Below are 19,121 nucleotides of genomic sequence, written 5' to 3'. Positions count from 1 at the left end.
GCGTGATCCCCCACGTGGATTGGATGTGCCCGATCCCCAGGCAAATTCGTGACTATGGCGGGCAAGATTCCCCCCGCACTTTGGGTTTTGAGAGCTTTGTGCATCATCATGCGCGCTCTCCTTCGAGAAGAGCCTCAGCGAGGCAATCTTCGGAAACTCGTGTTTCGCCGCGGCTGCGCGCAGTGCGCTCGGCGGCATCGCGCAGGCGTTTCGCCGCTGAAATCCGGATCAGCACCGGCTGTTCTTCAACCAGCACATCGAGCCGTGCCTTGGCGTCGGCGTCCCACGTCAATTCGGCTTCGTTCTTCGCCGGCGTTGGATCGGCCTTGTCCATGTCGGTGCCGAGCGGCAGGATGTGGAACAGCGCATCGAACAGCGCATTGCACACTTCCTGCACAAGATAGGTCGCGCCCGAATATCCCATGAAGGGCGTGCCGGTGTGGCGACGAATCGCGGCGCCCGGGAAGCTTGCCGGGATAAACATGCCGCGCGCACCGCATTCGGCCATGTACATCCGTTCATTGTAGCTTCCGAACATCACCAGCGGCGGATTGGCGTAAATCGCTTCGCGCACGTCTTCGTTCTTGGGTTTGACCCCGGCGCAGCGGCTGAAGCTCATCGCGCAGGGCAAGCCCATATCCTCTTCGAGGAAGTGCCGGATGCCGCGTGCATAGGTGTCGTTGGCGACGATGCCGAAACTTGCCGTGCCAAAGAAATCCTGTGTGACCGAGCGCCACAGATCCCATAGCGGCTTTATGGTGGTGTGCTTTTCGCGCTCGATGAAGGGTTCCGGGTCGAGACCCAGCTCTTCGCCCAAGGCGCGCAGGAATTTCGTGGTCGAGCTCAGCCCGACGGGTGCCTGGAAGTATGGCCGTTCCAGCGTCTCGCACAGATTGCGTCCGAACTCGCGATACATGCAGACATTCGCATCGGCGGTGCCGAGCTGGCGGATATCGGCGAGGTGGCAGCCGAGCGGGAAGACAACGCCGATCTCCGCGCCGATCCCTTCGACCAAGCGACGAATCTCAGCCAGATCGCTGGGCATATTGAACATGCCATAGCTCGGGCCGATGATGTTGACCTTGGGCTTTTCGCCTTCCTTGCGCTCTTTGAGTTTGGGGGCCTTTTTCGGTCCGAATTCGGTCCACAGCCATGTCAGCGCGCGGTCGGCGCTTTCCCACTGATCTTCGTCGATCGTGCGGGGAAGGAAGCGTTTGATATTGGTGCCTTCGGGCGTAACGCCGCCACCGATCATCTCGGCAATCGAGCCTGTCACCACCACTGCGGGCAGTTCCGGGTCGAGCGTTTCCCAAGCGCGCTTCATGGCGCCTTCGGTCCCGGTCTTGCCGAGCTCTTCTTCGCCCAGACCCGTTACCACAATCGGCAGTTCATGTGGGGGCAGCGCGTCGGTGTAATGCAGCACCGATGTCACTGGCAGGTTTTCGCACCCTACCGGACCATCGATGATGACCTGCAGGCCCTTCACCGCGGTGAAGACGTAGGTCGCGCCCCAATAGCCTCCGGCCCGATCATGATCGAGGACTAGGGTCATGTGCCCACCGCCTCGGACGCCTTTCGCGCCGCCTCGTTCAGGGCCGCATATTTCTTGCGGAATTTCGGACGGTCGACTGGGGTTTCTTCCCAGACACCGGCGGCGTGCTGTGTGCCCACGCCTTCGAAGAAATCGCGCATTTTGTCGAACCGATCCTTATTCGACATGGCCGCGTTCACGACCTGCGCGAGGCTCCCTGCGCCAGCTGGCCCCATCAGGGGGCGGGCAGAGATGAGATTGGTGAAGTAGAGCGAAGGGATCGCCTTGGCCTTCGCGTGCTGGACCACAGGTGTGGTGCCAACGGCGAGGTCGGGTCGGAATTCCTCGACTGCTGCAATATCGTCTTCAAGGCTGGCGCGGAAATTGACCCGCACGCCTTTCGCCTCGAGCCATTCGCGGTCGGCGTCGGACCACTTTGTCTTGGGGCAAGCGCTGCCGACATAGGGCACTTCTGCGCCGCTTTCGATCAGCAAGCGCGCGACGAGCAATTCGGAGCCTTCGTAGCCCGAAACGGTGATACGGCCTTTGATCGGTTGCGCGGAGAGAGCGCCCTTGATTGCGCCGATCATGGCGTTCTTGACACCGTCGACCTGGTCCTGCGGAAGGCCGAGCGTGTCGCCGAGCGATTGCAGCCAGGCGGCCGTGCCGTCAGCGCCGACCGGGGCAGAGCCGATCACCGGACGACCAGCGGTCTCGAACTCGCGAATGCTCGCGGTGTAGAACGGGTGGATTGCCGCCGCGACTGAGCAATCGAGAGCGGAATAAAGCTCACGCCATTCGCGCGTTGGCACGACCGGCCCTGCGGCAAGACCAAGTGGTTCAAGCATCTGCCCGATGACGACCGGATCAGCCGGGAACATTTCGCCCAGCAGAGCAACAGTTGGCTTGTCCGAGCGCTCTTTCGGGGCGGCAACCGGACCTGCCTGAACTTCTTCGCGCGCATATTGCAGCATCGCACCGGCCAGGACGTCCTTCGCCTCGGCATGGGTCGGAATGCCAAAACCTGGCACGTCGATGCCGATGATGCGCACACCGTTGATCTGTTTCTTGAGCAGCCGCAGCGGCACACCGCTTGCGGTCGGAACACACAGATTGGTGACGACTATGGCGTCGTAGTTTTCAGGATCTGCGAGGTCTTCGACCGCTTCCTTGATGTCTTCAAACAACTTGCCGGTGACGAGTGTTTCGCTGCTGAATGGTACGTAGCCAACAGTCCGCCGCGCGCCGTAGAAATGCGAGGTGAAGGTCAGGCCGTACACGCAGCAGGCCGAGCCGGAGAGCACGGTCGCAGTGCGCTTCATCCGCAGGCCGACCCTGAGCGAACCGAATGCGGGGCACATCGATTGCGGCTGATCGTGCGGGCCGACCGGATAGTCAGCCTCATACTGATCGAGAATGTCGCTCTTGCCCGCTTCACGCGCCGCTTCTTTCATGGTGTCGGTGCTGGAGCAGCCACCCTCAACCACGTCCTTTGACTCGCTCAGATTGAGCGTATCAGGAGTGCGTTCCGCTTTTGGGGCAAATGCGTCGGTCATCAGATCTCGTCGTAGACCACCTCAAGGCTGGGTTTTTCTTCGAAGACGCCGCCGCGCATGTCGGCCTGCGTTGCGGGAACGAGCTGGATGTCGCCGCCGGTTTCTTCGGGGCTGAACAGGTTGAGCAGGCCGTCCTGATCCACTGGAGTTGGCTGCAAGGGCGGCGCGCTTGCGACATTGCTGGCCAGCGTTTCGAACAGGCTGGCCCATTCGCCGCCGGGCTTACCGATGATCTGGTAATTGGCGCTTTTGCGTCGGATGTCTTCGTCCGCCGGGATCGCTGTGAGAACCGGAATGCCGACGGCTTCGGCAAAGGCATGCGCTTCGCCGGTACCATCATCCTTGTTCACGATCATGCCGGCGACGCCGACATTGCCGCCCATTTTGCGGAAATATTCGACTGCGTGGCAGACATTGTTGGCGACATAGAGCGATTGCAGGTCGTTCGATCCGACCACGATCACTTTTTGGCACATGTCACGCGCAATCGGCAGGCCGAACCCGCCGCAGACAACGTCGCCCAGGAAATCAAGCAGGACGTAGTCGAAGCCCCATTCGTGGAAGCCCAGCTTTTCGAGCAATTCGAAGCCGTGGATGATCCCGCGTCCGCCGCAGCCGCGACCGACTTCAGGGCCGCCGAGTTCCATCGCAAACACGCCGTCACGCTGGAAGCACACGTCTTCGATCGAGACGTCTTCGCCTGCGAGTTTCTTCTTGGACGAGGTTTCGATGATCGTCGGGCAGGACTTGCCGCCGAACAGCAGGCTGGTCGTGTCGGACTTAGGGTCGCAGCCGATCAGCAGCACGCGCTTACCTTGCTGCGCCATCATGTAGCTGAGATTGGACAGGGCAAAGCTCTTGCCCGAGCCGCCCTTGCCATAGATTGCGATTACCTGAGTTTCGCTCGTTACCTCGCCGGTGTGAACCGGATCGGGCTCTTGCGAGGCCTCGTCGCGCAGCATCTCTGCTTGTGTGTCGAGCATAGTCATGCAGCGTCGCTCCAATCGAGAACCATTTTGAGACAAGTCGGATCGCTGAAGGCCTGCGGATAGGCGTCGAGCGCTTCGCTGGCGGGCCTGCGGTTGGTCACCAAACCTGCGAGATTTAGCTTTCCGCTTTCGATCAGATCACGTGTCTGGGCGAGATCTTCCGGCTGCCACTCTGCGGCAATGCGCAGGCGGGCTTCCTTCATGAATGCGGCTGGGAAAGCGAAATTGACGCGGTCGGAATAGAACCCTGCAAGGGTGATTTCGCCGCCTTTGGCGAGGCTGCGAACAGCGACGTCGACAATCGCGGCATCGCCGCTGGCGTCGTAGATCGAGTGATAATCGGTGCGATCATCCGCATCTGGCGCGACAGCCTTGTAACCGGCTGCGCCGTCGCGGCGCTCGTCATTGGTCTCCCAAACGGTAGGGGCGGGTGCGCCAAGGGCTACGGTCAGGCGGGCGAGCAAACGCCCGAGAACGCCGTGGCCGATAATCAGGTCTGGCGCGGTTCCGCCATTGATTGCGTGAAGTGCAGTGGCGGCGAGGGCGCAGAGCACGCCTGAATCGCCTAGTCTTTCTGGAACGGGCAGGGCGCGGGCCGATGGCACCACGACCTGGCTGGCTGTGCCGCCAAACAGTCCGCGTGCTTCGCTGTAGCAATTCGCACCAGGCACGAAGACCCAGTCGCCAATTCGCCCGCGCGCTTCGGAGCCCGCATCGACAATCCGCCCGACGGATTCGTAACCTGGAACCAGCGGATAACCCATGCCTGGAAATTCAGGCATGCACCCGGTAAACAGCAGCTTTTCGGTACCGGAGCTGATGCCGCTCCACGCTATCTCGACGACGACGTCGCTGGACTGAGGCGGGTTCAGCTCAAGAGTCCGAAGCGCCAAGCGCTCTGGTCCCTCAAGTATCACCGCCAATGCATCCATTGCGCGTTCTTCCCCCGATTATGCCCATTTTCGAGTGCAACACTGCGACTCGATACCGAGCAAAAGCTTCTTCTGCTGATTGTTGGCTACGCCTTACGAGGAATACTGTCAATTCAATTGGACAGTTTTGCCGTCAGGCTTGCGCGACGATGATGCTAGCGACGACAGGTTGTGGGGTCGCGACCAGCCGGGAGCTGGAAAAACCGGCTGTTTTCAACATCAACTGGATTTCCTTGGGGCTGCGCGCGCGGCCAGAGCCCATGGCCCAGAGATAGAGGCCGAAAAAGGCCTCTCCCATCGCCTCTGCACCGGGGACCTGCGCCATGGGTTCTGCAATCATCAACCGGCTGTCCGGCGTCAGGCTGGCGCGGATGTTTGTAAGCAGTTGCTGTGCAGGGCCATCGTCGTGATCGTGCAGGATGCGCACCAGTGAGACGAGATCGTAGCCGGTCGGGATTGAGTCTTCGAAGAAGTTGCCCGGATGGCAGCCGAGGCGCTCCTCGCCGACGGCGCTTGCGAGGCTGGTTTTCCCGGTTTCAACCACTTCCGGCAGGTCGAACAGGCCAAGCCGCAGGTCCGGGTAGGCCTCGGCAACCCGCTTCAAGAAGGCACCGTGACCGCCGCCGACATCAAGCAACGATCCGCGTTTCGGGAAGCTGAAAGACGCCAGCACTTCATCGGCAACGAAGTGCTGCGACGCGGCCATCAACTCTGAATACTCGGTCGTTTCCTGCCCTCGCTCCGCCGTGCCTTGGAGTGCGCCTGCATAGGACCAATAGGTCGACAACTCGGTCGCTTCCTTGCGGTCCTTGCGCAGCAATTCGAGCGGTTCAGCGAGGTCGCGGTATAACAGTCGGTGGTGGCGGATCATCGCCTGCGCCCCTGCATTGGCGGCCAGCACTGCGCCCTGCTGACCGAGCATCCATTGGTCGGGAAGCACTTCCTCAGCCACGTCGAGCGCGCGCGCTGCGCGGAGCAGGCACAGAGCGGCATCTTCGCTGAGGTCGGTCCTCGCCGCGACAAAAGCGGCGCTGATCGGCCCGTCCTTGAGCAGTTGGAGGAGGTCGCTTTCGACCACCGCGAGCAGCACCCGCGAATAGCTGAAGCCGACAATGTGATCGAACATTGTACCCGCGCGATTGCGGGAGATCGGCCTGCTGAAGGGCAGGCGTGCGGTCCAATACTGGAAGGCGCGGCTCGCGAACATCCGGTTGCGCCGGGCCTTCCAACGGACTTTGAGCGGCTGCGATGCCATCAGATTACCGCTCCCTTACACACCATATGTCCAAAAGATTGGACAGATGTTACAGTAAGGTCAATGATGTTGTCATAACAAGCGAGTCTCAAGGGGAGGATCGTGAGCGGCACAATCGCGATTATCGGCGCAGGAATGGGCGGGCTGGCCAGTGCCGCCATGCTCGCCGCGCGTGGTTATGACGTCACTGTGGTTGAAAAAGAGCACTGGGTCGGCGGCAAGGCACGCACCGTCCCGGTCGACGGCAAGGCTATCGAAGCCGGGCCAACCGTATTCACGATGCGCGATGTGTTCGATCAAGTCTTCCAGACTTGCGGCGCGCGGCTTGACGATTTCGTCAATGTCCGCCGGGCGGAAGTGATTGCGCGCCACGCGTGGGACGATCAGGAACACCTCGATCTGTTCGCTGATCCCGTCCGCAGCGAAGAAGCGGTGGGGGACTTTGCCGGAGCTGACGCGGCCAAGGGCTACCGTGCGTTTCGAGAAGACACGCGCAAGATGTTCGACATGCTCGATAAACCGATGCTGCGCGGCGACAACGTTTCATCGCCACTTCCGCTGCTGTGGCGGATTGGGCTGCACCGCTTTGATGCCTTCGCCACAATGCGCCCGCACCAATCCATGTGGAAAGCATTAGGAACCTATTTCGCCGACCCGCGCCTTCAGCAATTGTTTGGGCGCTATTCAACCTATTGCGGATCATCGCCGTTCCTTGCCCCTGCAACATTGATGCTGATCGCGCATGTCGAGGCAAAGGGTGTGTGGCTGATCGATGGCGGTATCAGCGCGCTGGCCGAAGGACTGCGCAAACTTGCTGAGAGCAAAGGTGTAAAGTTCCGCACTGGCGTCGCGGTGGCACAGGTACTTGCCGACAAAAGCGGGGCGACCGGTATTCGGCTGGCCAATGGCGATCAGATTTCAGCCGATGCGGTTATCTGCAATGCTGACCCCTCCGCTCTGGCCGAGGGCAAGCTGGGTGAGCAGGGCGCACGCTCGGTCAAGCGGCTTGATCCGAAGAAGCGGTCATTCTCTGCGCTCGTCTGGTTCGCCCATGCCAAGTCTTCTGGCTTTGACCTGCAGCATCACAACGTTTTCTTTTCCCCCGACTATCGGCGGGAATTCGATGAGATTGCTGGTGGCCGCTCGCCGTCCGATCCTTCGGTCTATTTGTGCGCTCAAGACCGCAGCGCCAGCGCCGCGCACGCGACCTCGATCGCTGAAGGCCAGCGCGAGCGCATTCAGATCATCGTCAACGCACCCGCGAACGGCGACACCTATTCCTATTCCACCGAGGAGAGAGACCAATGCACACGGGCCATGAGGAACACGCTCGAACGCTGCGGACTGACGCTCGAAGAGGAGATGCCGCACCAACTGGCAACTCCGCAGGAGTGGGAGGGACTGTTCCCGGCAACCGGTGGAGCCCTTTACGGCAGGGCATCGCACGGCTCGGCGGCCTCTTTCCTGCGGCAGGGGCCGCGAACGCGAATCCCGCGACTCTATTGCGCCGGGGGGAGCACCCATCCCTCAGCCGGGGTCCCGATGGCCGCCTTGTCCGGGCTGCTGGCGGTGCGGACGATCGAAAAGGACCTCGCTTCAACGAAGAGGTTCCTGCCGGTGGCTACACCTGGTGGTATATCGATGCGATCAGCGAGGACGGGCAGCACGGGCTGACCATCATCGCTTTTCTGGGGAGCGTGTTCTCACCCTATTACAAGCGCAGCGGGCGGGGCGATCCGCTGGACCATTCGTGCCTGAACGTGGCGATGTATGGTCCCAATGGTCGCTGGGTTATGACCGAGCGGCCAAGCGGCGATGTGGAGCGCGACAAGAGCAACCTCCGGATCGGGCCGAGCCATGTCGAATGGAATGGGAACGCGCTGGAGATCACCATTGAGGAGCGTGACAAGCGGCTGTTCAACCCGTTCCGCCGCCGCGTGAGCGGTAAGGTCCGTGTGATCCCCGAGGCGCTCAACCCCGCGTCATTCGCGCTCGATCCAGCTGAAAACCATATCTGGCACTGCATGGCGCCGCGCGCCCGTGTCGAGGTCGAGATGGATGATCCGGCCGTATCGTGGAGCGGCAGCGGGTATTTCGACCACAATCGCGGCTCCGAACCGCTCGAAGATGGCTTCAAGATTTGGCACTGGTCGCGCGCGCACATGAAACGCGGCGCGGTTGTTTGTTATGAAGGGGAACGGGGGGACGGCTCGCTATTCGCCAGCGCGATCCGGTTTGGGGCGGATGGAATTCCCGACGAAGTCAGCCTGCCGCCGATTGCGCAATTGCCGCGCAGTGGCTGGCGGATTGAACGCCGCACGCGTTCGCAGATCGGTGTAGCCGAGGTTCGCAGGACGTGGGAGGATACGCCGTTCTACGCGCGCTCCGAACTGTCATCGCAGCTCTATGGCGAGGATGTTTGCGCGGTGCAGGAGAGCCTCGACATGCGGCGGTTTGCCTCGCCCGTGGTGCAGTTTATGCTGCCGTATCGGATGCCGCGGGAGAAGGGGCGTCGGAAGGCGTAGCCGCTTCGGCTTCGGCTCGTTCCCTGGCTTCGCGCTCGGCGCGCATTTCCCGCACTTCGCGGCGCATCTTCCACCATTGCCATACGCCAAACGAAATCGCGATGCCGTAGAAGAAAAGCATCTCAATCAGGCCGGCATAGTTCTCCATCTGGTTGCTCCTCAGACCCGTTCTTTTCCCGTTGTTCCGAACTCGAAAACCAGTTTCGCGGCGCGTTCTGGCGCTTCTTCGTGGGCCAGGTGGCCTAGGCCCTCAAGCACTTCGAGCCTCGCATTGGGCAGCCAGCCATGCGCTTCGCGCGCCCATTCGAGCGGGATGGCGTTGTCCTTGTCCGAATGGACCAGCAGCGCCGGGTTGGCGATCTCGGCCATCCGGTCGCGCAGGGTCGGCAGGTCCCAGTTCGCCATCATCGCCAGCGCGCCCTTGGTATGGCGCGGATTGCGGAGCAGCTCGGAGTAGCAGGCCAGTCCCTCGGCATCGATTTTCGAATGGGTCGAGCGGTAGATGAAGCGCTCAGCCTCTTTGCCAAAGCCCGCTGCGGCCGAGAATATGCGCGGCACGAGCGGGTTGACGAACAGCAGTTTGGCAACTGCCGGGAAGACTTGCGCCGCCGGGCCGGGGAAAGGGCGCAGCGCGGAGTTCAGGCCGACAATCGGGCCGGAATAGCCATGATCGAGTGCCAATTGCAGCGCCAGCGCCGCACCGGCGGAATGGCCGACCACCATGGCCGGCCTGATCCCGAGCGCCTTGATCAATTCATCAACGGCGCGCGCCATTGTTGGTAGTGCCATGTCGGTCGGCAGGTGGCCTTTGGTGAAAGCGTGACGCGGCAGATCGGGCGCGATCACTTCGAAGTCTTGCGCAAGGATTGGCATCAGGCCGCGCCAAGAGTGAACCGAGGCTCCCGTTCCATGAAGCAGCAGGAGCGGACGGCCGGAACCCATCCGCTGCACGTGCCAGGTGGTGCGGCCCACATCGATAAACTCACTCGCTTCGCGATGCGGCCAGATCAGCCCTTCGCGGTTCCAGTCGAGCGCCCGGCTCATGCGGCCACTGCGCTGGGCTGGACCGCCGAGATTGCGTCATGCAGCACCTTCGCATCGGCGCGGGGCAGGGCGAGGAAACGCGCGCCCATTTTATCCGCCAATTCGGGGGCATCGCGGCCCGGACGTGCGGAGATATCGACCACCAGCGCATCGATCCCGCTGGCGTAAATCGCCTTGGCAGCGACTTCTGCGTCTTCACCAGCTTGCTTGCGACCGGGCGAACCGTCGGCGGCGATATTGCCGCGTCCATCGGTCAGGATCACGAGGCTCGGCGTGCGTCCTTTGGCAGTGACTGCGTCGGCTAAGTCGCGCGCGGCATTAAGCCCGAGCGCGAGCGGCGTACCGCCTCCGCCGGGAAGCTCGGCCAGAGCGCGGCGGGCGCGGGTGAGGGAGCGAGTTGGCGGTAGCAGCACCTCGGCGCTTTCGCCCCGAAACGCGATCAATGCGACTTCGCTGCGGGTGACATAGGCCTGCGCCAGCATCAGCTCGACCACGCCCTTGGCTTCTGCAAGGCGTGCGGCTGCGGCGGAGCCAGAAGCATCGACCGCGAAGATAGTGACTCGTGCGGCTTTCTCTTCAAAACGGCGGACGCGGAGGTCGTCTTTCCGCATCAGGATTGTGCCGGGTGAGGCATCAGGTTGCTCACGGCGGCGTACAGTCTGCCACGGTACGGCCGCACGGAGGGTGTCGATCAGCGCCAGCCGAGCACCGCCGCGCGGCATTCCGGGACGAGCGCCGAGCGGCTTGCCGCGCAGGCCCGCCTTCTTCTTCTGACCCGATCCGCTGCCACCGGCGTGGCGCGGCGCTTTGCCTTTGGCCAGTTGCGCGAGCAAGTCGGCCGGGATTGCGGCAGCAGCGGCTTCGACTAGCAGATCGTCGAGCTTTTGATCCGAGCGATCGCTGTCCTTTTCCAAATTCTCGCCATCACTTTCAGGCGGCGGGTCGGGCGGTTGCTCTTGTGGCGGCTCTTCCTCTTGGGGAGGTAATTGCGTGGCACGCGGGGCAATGACCAACCGCACCGCTACGGCCAGGTCTGCCTCAATCGCTTCCTTTCGCCCATGGAGCGCCGCATGCGCACGCGCGGTCTCTCCGGCGAACAGCAGCGGGCGCAGCGAATGCACACCGAGAGCGGCGGCGGTCCCGGCCAGTGCCGTCAGCGCCTCGTCGGCAAGCGGCGCAACATCGGTGAGCGTTGCCGAGCCAGCGGGTGGCAATTCGATTCTTTTCCACTCACGCGAATGGGTCAGGTCGCACAGGAAGGCGCAGCGTTGAGTAAGTGCAGGCGGCGGTGCATCTTCGACCTCAACGCCGTCATCAAGCAACACCAGCGCGAGCTTTGCCTCGTCCAATGCCTGCGCCAAACGCCCTGCGGTCGCTTCGCCCAACCGTTCTGCCATTGGCACTAGCAATGCGCTGCCTTCCGCTTCGGTCAGCAATCCGGTCTGTTCCACCGGACGTCCGGCAGCGAGGCTAGCCGCGATATCCACACCGCCGAGTAGCCGCTCGTCATCGACATGACCGGGGAGCTTTCGCGTCGGGATGACCTTGTCGATGGCGTGGACTAGCGCCTCGCGCGCAGGGCTTGATCCGCGCAGGACCATGCCGCCGAATGTCGAGGGTGAGAGGGTGAGCAGCCGGGCCGCGAGCAGCGCGTCGTCGATTGGGTCTGGCGCCTCAGCGCTCATCCGAACAATTCATCCAACGCGCGGGTGATCCGCACGGTCGATCCGGTTTCGTCGAGCACATCGCGCCGCAGCCGGTGCCGCAGGGCCGACGGTGCCACCGCCATAAGGTGTTCGCGCTTGACCGAGCGTGCTCCCTTGAGCGCCGCCAAAGCCCGCGCCGCGCGCATTAGTGTGAGTTCGCCTCGTAACCCATCCGCGCCCACAGCCAGGCACAGTTCGGCGGCGTCGGTGAGGATGTCATCGCCGGTTTCCAGCTTCGCCAAACGGTTCTTGCCGCGCGCGATCTGTTTATGGATTCTCTCGTCCTCGGCAGCCCACTCAGCAGCGAATGCCTCAGGATCGCGCTCGTTCGAAGCGACCAAGCGCATGATCTCAACGCGGGTTTCGATTTCGGTCGGCGTGCGGACTTCGACCGACAGGCCGAAGCGGTCGAGCAATTGCGGGCGCAATTCACCTTCTTCGGGATTGCCGCTGCCAATCAGGACGAACCGCGCCGGGTGGCGTACCGAAAGACCCTCACGCTCGACCACATTTTCGCCCGAGGCTGCGACATCGAGCAGCAGGTCGACCAGGTGATCCTCAAGCAGGTTGATTTCGTCGATATAAAGAAACCCTCGATTGGCTTTGGCGAGCAGGCCGGGTTCGAAGGCTTTCTCTCCGGCGCGCAAAGCGCGTTCCAGATCCAGCGAACCCACCACGCGGTCTTCGGTTGCGCCTAAAGGCAGATCGATGAAGGGCACCGGGCGTTTTCGGACCGGACCACTGCCACACACGTCAGGATAGCGCGCCTGATCCTCTTTCGAGCATCCATAGGGGCAGTCCTTGATCGCCGAAATCGGCGGAAGCAGTCCGGCCAGCGCGCGCGCTGCGGTCGATTTGCCAGTGCCGCGATCGCCGAACACCATGACCCCGCCAACGCTCGGATCGACGGCGGCGATCAGCAGCGCCTGCTTCATCTCGTCCTGACCGACGATGGCGGAAAAAGGAAAACGTGCCATTCAGAGCCTGTCCAGCGCAGGCAGCGATACCTTGATTGTGCTGTGCAGTCCTGTGGGGAGGCGCGGCGCGACGAGCGGGCTGGTTGCCCGGTAGAGCGACGCAACGCTGCCACGGGACTGCACAGCACAACCCCGCAGGGGCGGGCCTATTTGGACCCAGTGCCGCGTCGATCGTCGGTCACTATGCTCCAGCATGGTTTCCTCCTCTTTCCTTGCACTGAGCCCAAATAGGCTCCGTCAAGGCATCACTGCCTGCGCTGGACAGGCTCTCGGCGTCTTGTGGACGAGGGCGCAGGGTTGGACAAGCCCCGCTGACAATTCAGCCTGACACTTTATTGGCGGCTGGTTCGCGCCAGCAGCAGCACTGGCAGTAGGCCCGCCGCGAGAAGGATCAGCGCGGGGATTGAGGCTTCGACAAGCCGTTCATCGCTGGCGAGGCGATAGGTGCGGGTCGCCAGTGTTTCGAGATTGAACGGGCGCAGGATCAGCGTCGCAGGCAATTCACGCACGGTGTCGATGAAGACAAGCGCCGCTGCCGCCAACAGGCTGGGGCGCAGCAGCGGCGCGTAGATGCGAGTCAGCACCCGAGCTGGTCTGGCTCCGAGCGAGCGCGCTGCGGCATCGAGTGAGGGTGGTATCTTGGTCATCCCGCCATCGACGCTGTTATAAGCGACGGTCAGAAACCGCACCGAGAGCGCATAGATCAGGACCAGGCTGGTGCCGGTCAGCAGCAGACCGCCTCCATACCCGAACCCATCGCGCGCCGCACGGGTCAGGCTAACATCGACCATACCCAGCGGCGCGAGCAGTCCGACCGCCAGCAGCGCCCCCGGCAGTGCATAGCCCAACGTCGAAAGCCGGATTGCGCCATTGGCGATGCGGCTGTTTGAACGCGCCTTGGCAAAGGCCAGAACCAGTGCGGCGATCACGCAGATCAGTGCGGTCGAAATGCCGAGCCACAGACTGCCGCTGGCATAGGTCCAAAGGTCGCGTGCGGCACCACTTGCAGTATCGTCGAGTGCAAGCATCCCCAGATGCGCAGCGGGAATGGCGAAGCCCAGCAGAACTGGCAATGCGCAGGCGAATAGCGCCATGGCTTTTCCGGTTGGAGAAAGGTCAATTAAGGGTCCGCTGTAGCGCTCCGCCAACCCATCGCGGCTGTCACTGCGCCCGCGCCGGGTTGCAGCCTCGAACGCGATCAGGGCGATGACGAACACCAGCATGATCGCCGCCAGTTTGAGCGCCGCCTGCTTGTCTCCCATCGCCAGCCAACTGCGGAAAATGCCGGTGCTGAATGTCGGGATCGCGAAATATTGCGCTACCCCGAAATCGGCGAGCACTTCCATCAGGACCAGCGCCAGACCACCAGCGATGGCCGGGCGAGCAGCTGGCAGCGCTACCTGCCAGAAGGCTCGCGAAGGCGTTGCCCCGAGTGATCGCGCCGCGCGGAACTGGCGAGTGCTCTGAGCGGCAAAAGCGGCGCGCGCGAGCAGATAGACATAGGGGTAGAGTACGATCCCGAGTACGAATGCACCGCCTGGCAAGGAGCGGATTTGCGGGAACCAGTATCCCCCGACGCCCAATCCCAAAACGGCACGCAGCCCGCTTTGGACCGGGCCGCTGAAGTCGAGCAGGTCGGCGTAGATATACGCGCCGATATAGGCTGGAACGGCTAGCGGCAGGACTAGCGCCCAGCCGAGCATGCGGCGGCCGGGGAACTCGGCTGCGCTGACCAGCCAGGCGCAGCCCACACCGATGATTGTCGCGAGCGCTCCCGCCAGAACCATCAGCGCCAGCGTGTTAGCGATGTAGCGGCCAAGCACCGTTTGCGCGAGGTGGGTGATTGCTTCGAACCCGCCGCTTGGCGCGGAACACAGGATGGCGAGGATCGGGAGCGCTGCCAGCGCAGCAATTGCCAGCGCGCCCAGCGTCCACCCATTGAGCGATAAGGCGCGGGCACGCTGTGGCCGTGCCACCGCAGCGCTTGCGCCCGGCCCATCCAATTGCCTAAGGCGGCTCACCACCAGCGACGCCCTTCGCCAACACGGACACTCATTTGAGCCTCGAATTTCGCCATATTGCCCATGCTTACGGTTCCGTGCGCGCGCTGGAAGATATCAGCCTCACTGCGCAGGAAGGTGAGATCACCTGCCTGCTTGGCGCGTCGGGTTGCGGGAAGTCAACCTTGCTGGGTCTGGCCGCGGGACTGTTGTCGGTGCAGCACGGGAGTATCCATTTGGGAGGCGACTTGCTCGCCGATAGCGGCACCAATCCGCCTCCCGAGGAGCGGCCCGTGGGACTGGTTTTCCAGGACGGCGCTCTGTTTCCGCACATGACCATTGCAAGGAATGTCGGCTTTGGCCTGAACCGTTCGGAGCAGGGCGCGGTCGACGGCTGGCTCGATATGGTCGGTCTGGCTGGTCTGGGCGAGCGGTATCCGCACGAGCTTTCGGGCGGGCAGCAGCAGCGCGCGGCCCTGGCACGGGCGATGGCGCCGGTGCCGAAAGCAATGCTGATGGATGAACCATTTGCGAGTGTCGACATAGTGCTGCGCCGCAGGTTGCGCCGCGATTGCAGACGCCTGTTGTGTGAGCAGGGCGCGACCGTGGTGCTTGTAACGCACGATCCCGAGGAGGCGCTTGATATCGCGGACAGGATTGCGGTGATGGATGCCGGGCGGATTGTGCAGTTCGACACCCCCGATCGGCTGCGGACTGAACCGGTTTCCGACGTTGTAGCTGCATTCTTCGAAGACATCTGAACTCGGCAAACACGATCTTAGCGGTTGCGTCGCTTTAGATTATATTGCAAATCATTCGCAAGTACGAATCGAAAGGCATTTCATGAAACAGGGTATTCTCGCCGGGCTGCTTGCGCTCGTTATTACGGGCTGCGCGGGCGGTGATGAGGCTTCGGGTGACAAGGCTGCGGCCGGTGCGGGTGAAGTCAATCTCTATTCTTCGCGTCACTACGACACCGATCTTGCGCTGTATGATGACTTCACCGAGCAGACCGGCATTACGGTCAACCGGATTGAAGCCGATGCTGATGCGCTGATCGAACGAATTGCGAGCGAGGGCGAGTTCTCCCCTGCCGATCTGCTGATAACCGTCGATGCCGGTCGTCTTTGGCGCGCCGAGGAAGCGGGTGTGCTCGCGCCGGTTGAATCCGATGTGCTGGCCGAGCGGCTTCCGATCTATCTGCGCCACCCGGAAGGCCTGTGGTTCGGCCTTTCCACCCGCGCCCGGGTGATCATCTACAACAAGGCGGCTGGCGAACCCGAAGGTCTTGAGAGCTACGAGGATCTTGCTGATCCGGCCTACAAGGGCGACATCTGCATTCGCTCCTCGTCGAACATCTACAACATTTCGCTGCTCTCCAGCGTCATCGCGCATAAGGGCGAAGAGGCTGCCGAAGCATGGGCCAAGGGCGTCGTCGCAAACTTCGCGCGAGATCCGCAAGGCAACGACACCGCGCAGATCGAATCCGTCGCCTCGGGCGAATGCCGCATCGCCGTGGTCAATTCCTACTATCTCGCTCGGTTCGCGGGCGGCGATGACGAGCAGAAGGCGATCTTCGATGCACTCGGAGTGATCTTCCCCGATCAGGATGGCACCGGCACACACATCAATGTCAGCGGGGCAGGGCTAGTGAAGACCTCTCCCAATCGCGAGAATGCGATTCTGTTTCTCGAGTATCTGACCTCCGAGAGTGCGCAGCGCTACTTCGCCGATGGCAACAATGAATATCCGGCAGTCGAAGGCCTTCAGGCCAACTCAGCCGTCGAGCAATTGGGCACGTTCAAGCCTGACACGCTCAACGCGGCCGAGATCGGCAAGAACCAGTCGAAAGCGGTGCAGATTTTCGACCGTGCCGGCTGGAACTGATCCGTCTGAAAGCGCGCCGTCCGCTTGATGCGGGTCAAGGCGCGCTTTCAGCCCTTATCACTAAACTACCTTGAAGCGCGCAGGTGGAACGTCCATTTGCGCCCCCAACCGCGCTGTCTGGCGCAACCTATTCAATTTTTGAGGCACGTTTTGAACCAGCCCGTTATCGATCGCGAACAGTTTCAGGAAAGCGGTGCGCTCTCCGTCGAGACGATCACCTATGTCCATCACTGGAACGAAGAATTGTTCACGCTGAAAATGACGCGTCCGGCAAGCTTTCGCTTCCGCTCAGGCGAGTTTGTGATGATCGGTCTGCCTCAGGAAAATGGCAAGCCGCTTCTGCGCGCCTATTCTGTTGCCTCGCCTAGCTATGATGAGGAACTCGAATTCCTCTCGATCAAGGTGCAGGACGGCCCGCTGACCTCGCGGCTCCAACACATTCAGGTCGGCGATCCGATCTATCTCGGCAAGAAGCCGACCGGCACGCTCGTCACCGATGCGCTGCTCCCAGGCAAACGCCTTTTCATGCTGTCCACCGGCACCGGCCTTGCACCCTTCATGAGCCTCGCCCGCGACCCCGAAGTCTATGGCATGTTCGACGAGATCATCGTCGTGCATTCGGTCCGCCATGTCGCTGACCTCGCCTATCGCGAGCTGCTCGAAAGCAAGCTCGAAGGCGATCCGCTGCTCGAAGACGAAGACCGCGAGCGGTTCATTTATGTGCCGACCGTGACACGCGAAAGCTTCCGCACGCAGGGCCGCATCCAGACGCTGATCGACGATGGCCGCCTGTTCGAGCAGAGCAATGGTCCGCAGCGTTTTGTTCCGGAGGAAGACCGCGTAATGCTGTGCGGCAGCATGGCGATGATCAAGGATCACGCCGCCGATCTAGAAGCGCGCGGCTTTGAAGAAGGCGCCAACAACAAGCCCGGTCAATTCGTGATTGAACGGGCGTTCGTAGGCTAATTTCAGGCATTTAGTCGCCACCCGGTTTCATCTTGAGTTCAGCATTGCGGTCGCACCCTTCCCCCATCAAGGAGGACCGCATGCTCACACGTCTCGTCACCACCAGTGCTCTAATCACGGCCGCAATCGCTCCAGCTGCGCTGTCGGCTCAGCAGGAACGCACGTCGCCGGTTCCGCGATACGACCTTATGCAATTGTCGGTCGAAACGGCGGAAGTTTTACCCGCGGACTTCAAGGCCAAAACCGAAGCGCTCCGATCATGCAACGATGCGAAGAATCTTGGCAAGGCGCTCGACGCAAAGGTGACCAGAAATCGCTTTGTCCGCGCCTCGGCACTCCCCGATGAAGTCCAAGACTTGCTGACGGAAATCCAAGTAGGTCAGGCAACGCCCGTATTCAGCGCCGATGGGACAGTGATGCGCGTACTGGTTCTTTGCAGTAGGGCTTGAGGCACGCGCTTAAGGCAAGGGTTTGAAGTCACCAACTTCCGCTCCCCTGCTCAATTGTGAAGGTGATGACTTGCATCTTTCGCGCTTGACCGCGCCGCGCCCGCACGCTTGAACCCGTTCCAGAACAAAACCCATTTCTGGAAGAGGGATCTCCATGCTCAACACCTCCCATCGCACCGCCTACAATGAAGATCACGAGGCGTTTCGCGACACTGTTCGCAAAGTGCTGGCCGAGCATATGGAACCGTATCTCGATCAGCACGAAGAAGAGGGCATTGTCCCCAAGAAGGCATGGAAGGCGCTGGGCGAAGCGGGCATGCTGTGCCCCACGGTTGCCGAAGAAAATGGCGGGCTGGGCCTCGATTTCGGGTTTAACTGCGTGATCGCAGAAGAGCTTTCATACCTGGGCACCAGCGCCGGGTTCACGCTGCAGAACGACATCACAGTCAACTACTTCGAACGCCTCGGCAGCGATGAGCAAAAGGCGAAGTACCTGCCCGGCATGATCTCGGGCGATATCATAACCGCCATTGCCATGACCGAACCGGGCGCGGGCAGCGATTTGCAGGGCGTGCGCACCACCGCGATCGAGGACGGCAACCACCTCGTGATCAACGGGTCGAAGACCTACATCACCAACGGCCAGAACGCCGATTGCGTGATCGTGGTTGCCAAGACCGATCCCGCGCAGGGAGCCAAAGGCACATCTTTGGTGCTGGTCGATGCCGGAACCGAAGGGTTCGAGAAAGGCCGCAACCTCGACAAGATCGGGCAGCACTCCGCCGATACGTCGGAAATGTTCTTCCAGGATTGCCGTGTCCCCAAAACCAACATCCTTGGCGGGGAAGGCCGCGGCTTCGTTCACCTGATGGAAGAGCTGCCGCAGGAGCGCCTCAGCATTGCGGTCACCGCGCAGGGCGGGGCGCAGCGTGCGTTCGACGAAGCGGTCAAGTTTACGAAGGAGCGCAAGGCGTTCGGACGCACCGTGTTCGAGTTTCAGAACACCAAATTCACGCTCGCTGATCTTCAGGCGAAACTGCAGGTTGGCTGGGCGCATCTCGACTGGGCCATTGCCCGTCACTTGCGCGGCGAACTGACCACGGACGAAGCAAGCGCGGCAAAGCTGTGGCACACCGAAATGCAATGGGAGATGGTCGATGCCTGCCTGCAATTGCATGGCGGCGCGGGGTACATGAACGAATACGCCATCGCTCGCCTGTGGCGCGACGCGCGCGTACAGCGCATCTATGGCGGCACCAGCGAGATCATGAAGGAAGTGATCAGCCGGTCCATTTAGGGCGCTC

General features: G+C 61.9%; 17 protein-coding genes. 7 read left to right on the top strand and 10 right to left on the bottom strand.

The annotated features are described in order from the left end of the window. Positions 1-106: 106 nt before the first annotated feature. The 5 genes from bchZ to Q0837_RS10075 all read right to left on the bottom strand — a co-directional run bounded on the left by bchZ (position 107) and on the right by Q0837_RS10075 (position 6,263). A complete protein-coding gene (gene bchZ, locus Q0837_RS10095; protein ID WP_298468382.1) occupies positions 107-1,552 on the bottom strand; it encodes a chlorophyllide a reductase subunit Z in 1,446 nt (481 codons plus the stop codon). Further along, entirely contained in the window at positions 1,549-3,087 is a 1,539-nt protein-coding gene (bchY, locus tag Q0837_RS10090) for a chlorophyllide a reductase subunit Y (RefSeq protein ID WP_298468379.1), read from the bottom strand. The genes bchZ and bchY overlap by 4 nt, the downstream gene beginning before the upstream one ends. Beyond that, a complete protein-coding gene (locus Q0837_RS10085; RefSeq protein ID WP_298468376.1) occupies positions 3,087-4,076 on the bottom strand; it encodes a chlorophyllide a reductase iron protein subunit X in 990 nt (329 codons plus the stop codon). The genes bchY and Q0837_RS10085 overlap by 1 nt, the downstream gene beginning before the upstream one ends. Then, positions 4,073-5,008 carry a chlorophyll synthesis pathway protein BchC gene (bchC, locus tag Q0837_RS10080; RefSeq protein WP_298468373.1) on the bottom strand — a complete coding sequence of 312 codons (936 nt, stop codon included), beginning with the start codon at positions 5,006-5,008 and terminating at the stop codon, positions 4,073-4,075. Before bchC ends, Q0837_RS10085 begins: the two co-directional genes overlap by 4 nt. Positions 5,009-5,141: 133 nt before the next feature. Further along, complete coding sequence (locus tag Q0837_RS10075) at positions 5,142-6,263, bottom strand: methyltransferase (RefSeq protein WP_298468370.1); 1,122 nt, start codon at positions 6,261-6,263, stop codon at positions 5,142-5,144. A 102-nt stretch (positions 6,264-6,365) separates the two neighbouring features. On the opposite strand from Q0837_RS10075, the gene crtD reads away from it, so the two are divergent. Further along, entirely contained in the window at positions 6,366-7,937 is a 1,572-nt protein-coding gene (gene crtD / locus Q0837_RS10070) for a 1-hydroxycarotenoid 3,4-desaturase CrtD (RefSeq protein ID WP_298468367.1), read from the top strand. Positions 7,938-7,960: 23 nt separating this feature from the next. Next, positions 7,961-8,788: a hydroxyneurosporene dehydrogenase gene (locus Q0837_RS10065; protein WP_298468364.1), complete on the top strand. Its 828-nt coding sequence runs from the start codon at positions 7,961-7,963 to the stop codon at positions 8,786-8,788. On the opposite strand, the gene Q0837_RS10060 is transcribed toward Q0837_RS10065, so the two are convergent. The 5 genes from Q0837_RS10060 to Q0837_RS10040 form a co-directional block, all read right to left on the bottom strand. After that, positions 8,739-8,936, bottom strand: a complete 198-nt coding sequence (locus Q0837_RS10060) for a hypothetical protein (protein WP_298468361.1) — start codon at positions 8,934-8,936, stop codon at positions 8,739-8,741. The genes Q0837_RS10065 and Q0837_RS10060 overlap by 50 nt on opposite strands. An 11-nt stretch (positions 8,937-8,947) precedes the next feature. Further along, positions 8,948-9,832 carry an alpha/beta fold hydrolase BchO gene (bchO, locus tag Q0837_RS10055; protein ID WP_298468358.1) on the bottom strand — a complete coding sequence of 295 codons (885 nt, stop codon included), beginning with the start codon at positions 9,830-9,832 and terminating at the stop codon, positions 8,948-8,950. Beyond that, on the bottom strand, positions 9,829-11,517 hold the full coding sequence (locus Q0837_RS10050; RefSeq protein ID WP_298468355.1) for a magnesium chelatase subunit D: 1,689 nt from the start codon (positions 11,515-11,517) through the stop codon (positions 9,829-9,831). Before Q0837_RS10050 ends, bchO begins: the two co-directional genes overlap by 4 nt. Next, on the bottom strand, positions 11,514-12,515 hold the full coding sequence (bchI, locus tag Q0837_RS10045; RefSeq protein WP_298468352.1) for a magnesium chelatase ATPase subunit I: 1,002 nt from the start codon (positions 12,513-12,515) through the stop codon (positions 11,514-11,516). Before bchI ends, Q0837_RS10050 begins: the two co-directional genes overlap by 4 nt. Positions 12,516-12,847: 332 nt before the next feature. Next, positions 12,848-14,536 carry an iron ABC transporter permease gene (locus Q0837_RS10040; protein ID WP_298468349.1) on the bottom strand — a complete coding sequence of 563 codons (1,689 nt, stop codon included), beginning with the start codon at positions 14,534-14,536 and terminating at the stop codon, positions 12,848-12,850. 35 nt (positions 14,537-14,571) lie between these two features. Here Q0837_RS10040 and Q0837_RS10035 point away from each other — a divergent pair, with 35 nt between their 5' ends. From Q0837_RS10035 to Q0837_RS10015, 5 genes are all read left to right on the top strand, one after another. Continuing rightward, positions 14,572-15,276: an ABC transporter ATP-binding protein gene (locus Q0837_RS10035; RefSeq protein ID WP_298468346.1), complete on the top strand. Its 705-nt coding sequence runs from the start codon at positions 14,572-14,574 to the stop codon at positions 15,274-15,276. Positions 15,277-15,358: 82 nt separating this feature from the next. Continuing rightward, on the top strand, positions 15,359-16,402 hold the full coding sequence (locus Q0837_RS10030; RefSeq protein ID WP_298468343.1) for a Fe(3+) ABC transporter substrate-binding protein: 1,044 nt from the start codon (positions 15,359-15,361) through the stop codon (positions 16,400-16,402). A gap of 150 nt (positions 16,403-16,552) precedes the next feature. Next, a complete protein-coding gene (locus Q0837_RS10025; RefSeq protein WP_298468340.1) occupies positions 16,553-17,368 on the top strand; it encodes a ferredoxin--NADP reductase in 816 nt (271 codons plus the stop codon). Positions 17,369-17,448: 80 nt separating this feature from the next. After that, positions 17,449-17,817, top strand: a complete 369-nt coding sequence (locus tag Q0837_RS10020) for a hypothetical protein (protein WP_298468337.1) — start codon at positions 17,449-17,451, stop codon at positions 17,815-17,817. Positions 17,818-17,971: 154 nt separating this feature from the next. Next, on the top strand, positions 17,972-19,114 hold the full coding sequence (locus Q0837_RS10015; protein ID WP_298468334.1) for an acyl-CoA dehydrogenase family protein: 1,143 nt from the start codon (positions 17,972-17,974) through the stop codon (positions 19,112-19,114). Positions 19,115-19,121: the final 7 nt, after the last annotated feature.

It is taken from the genome of uncultured Erythrobacter sp. (genome assembly GCF_947499705.1).
GTDB lineage: Bacteria > Pseudomonadota > Alphaproteobacteria > Sphingomonadales > Sphingomonadaceae > Erythrobacter.
The sequence above is the reverse complement of the archived record's forward strand: the minus strand, read 5'-3'. Positions and strand labels throughout refer to the sequence as shown.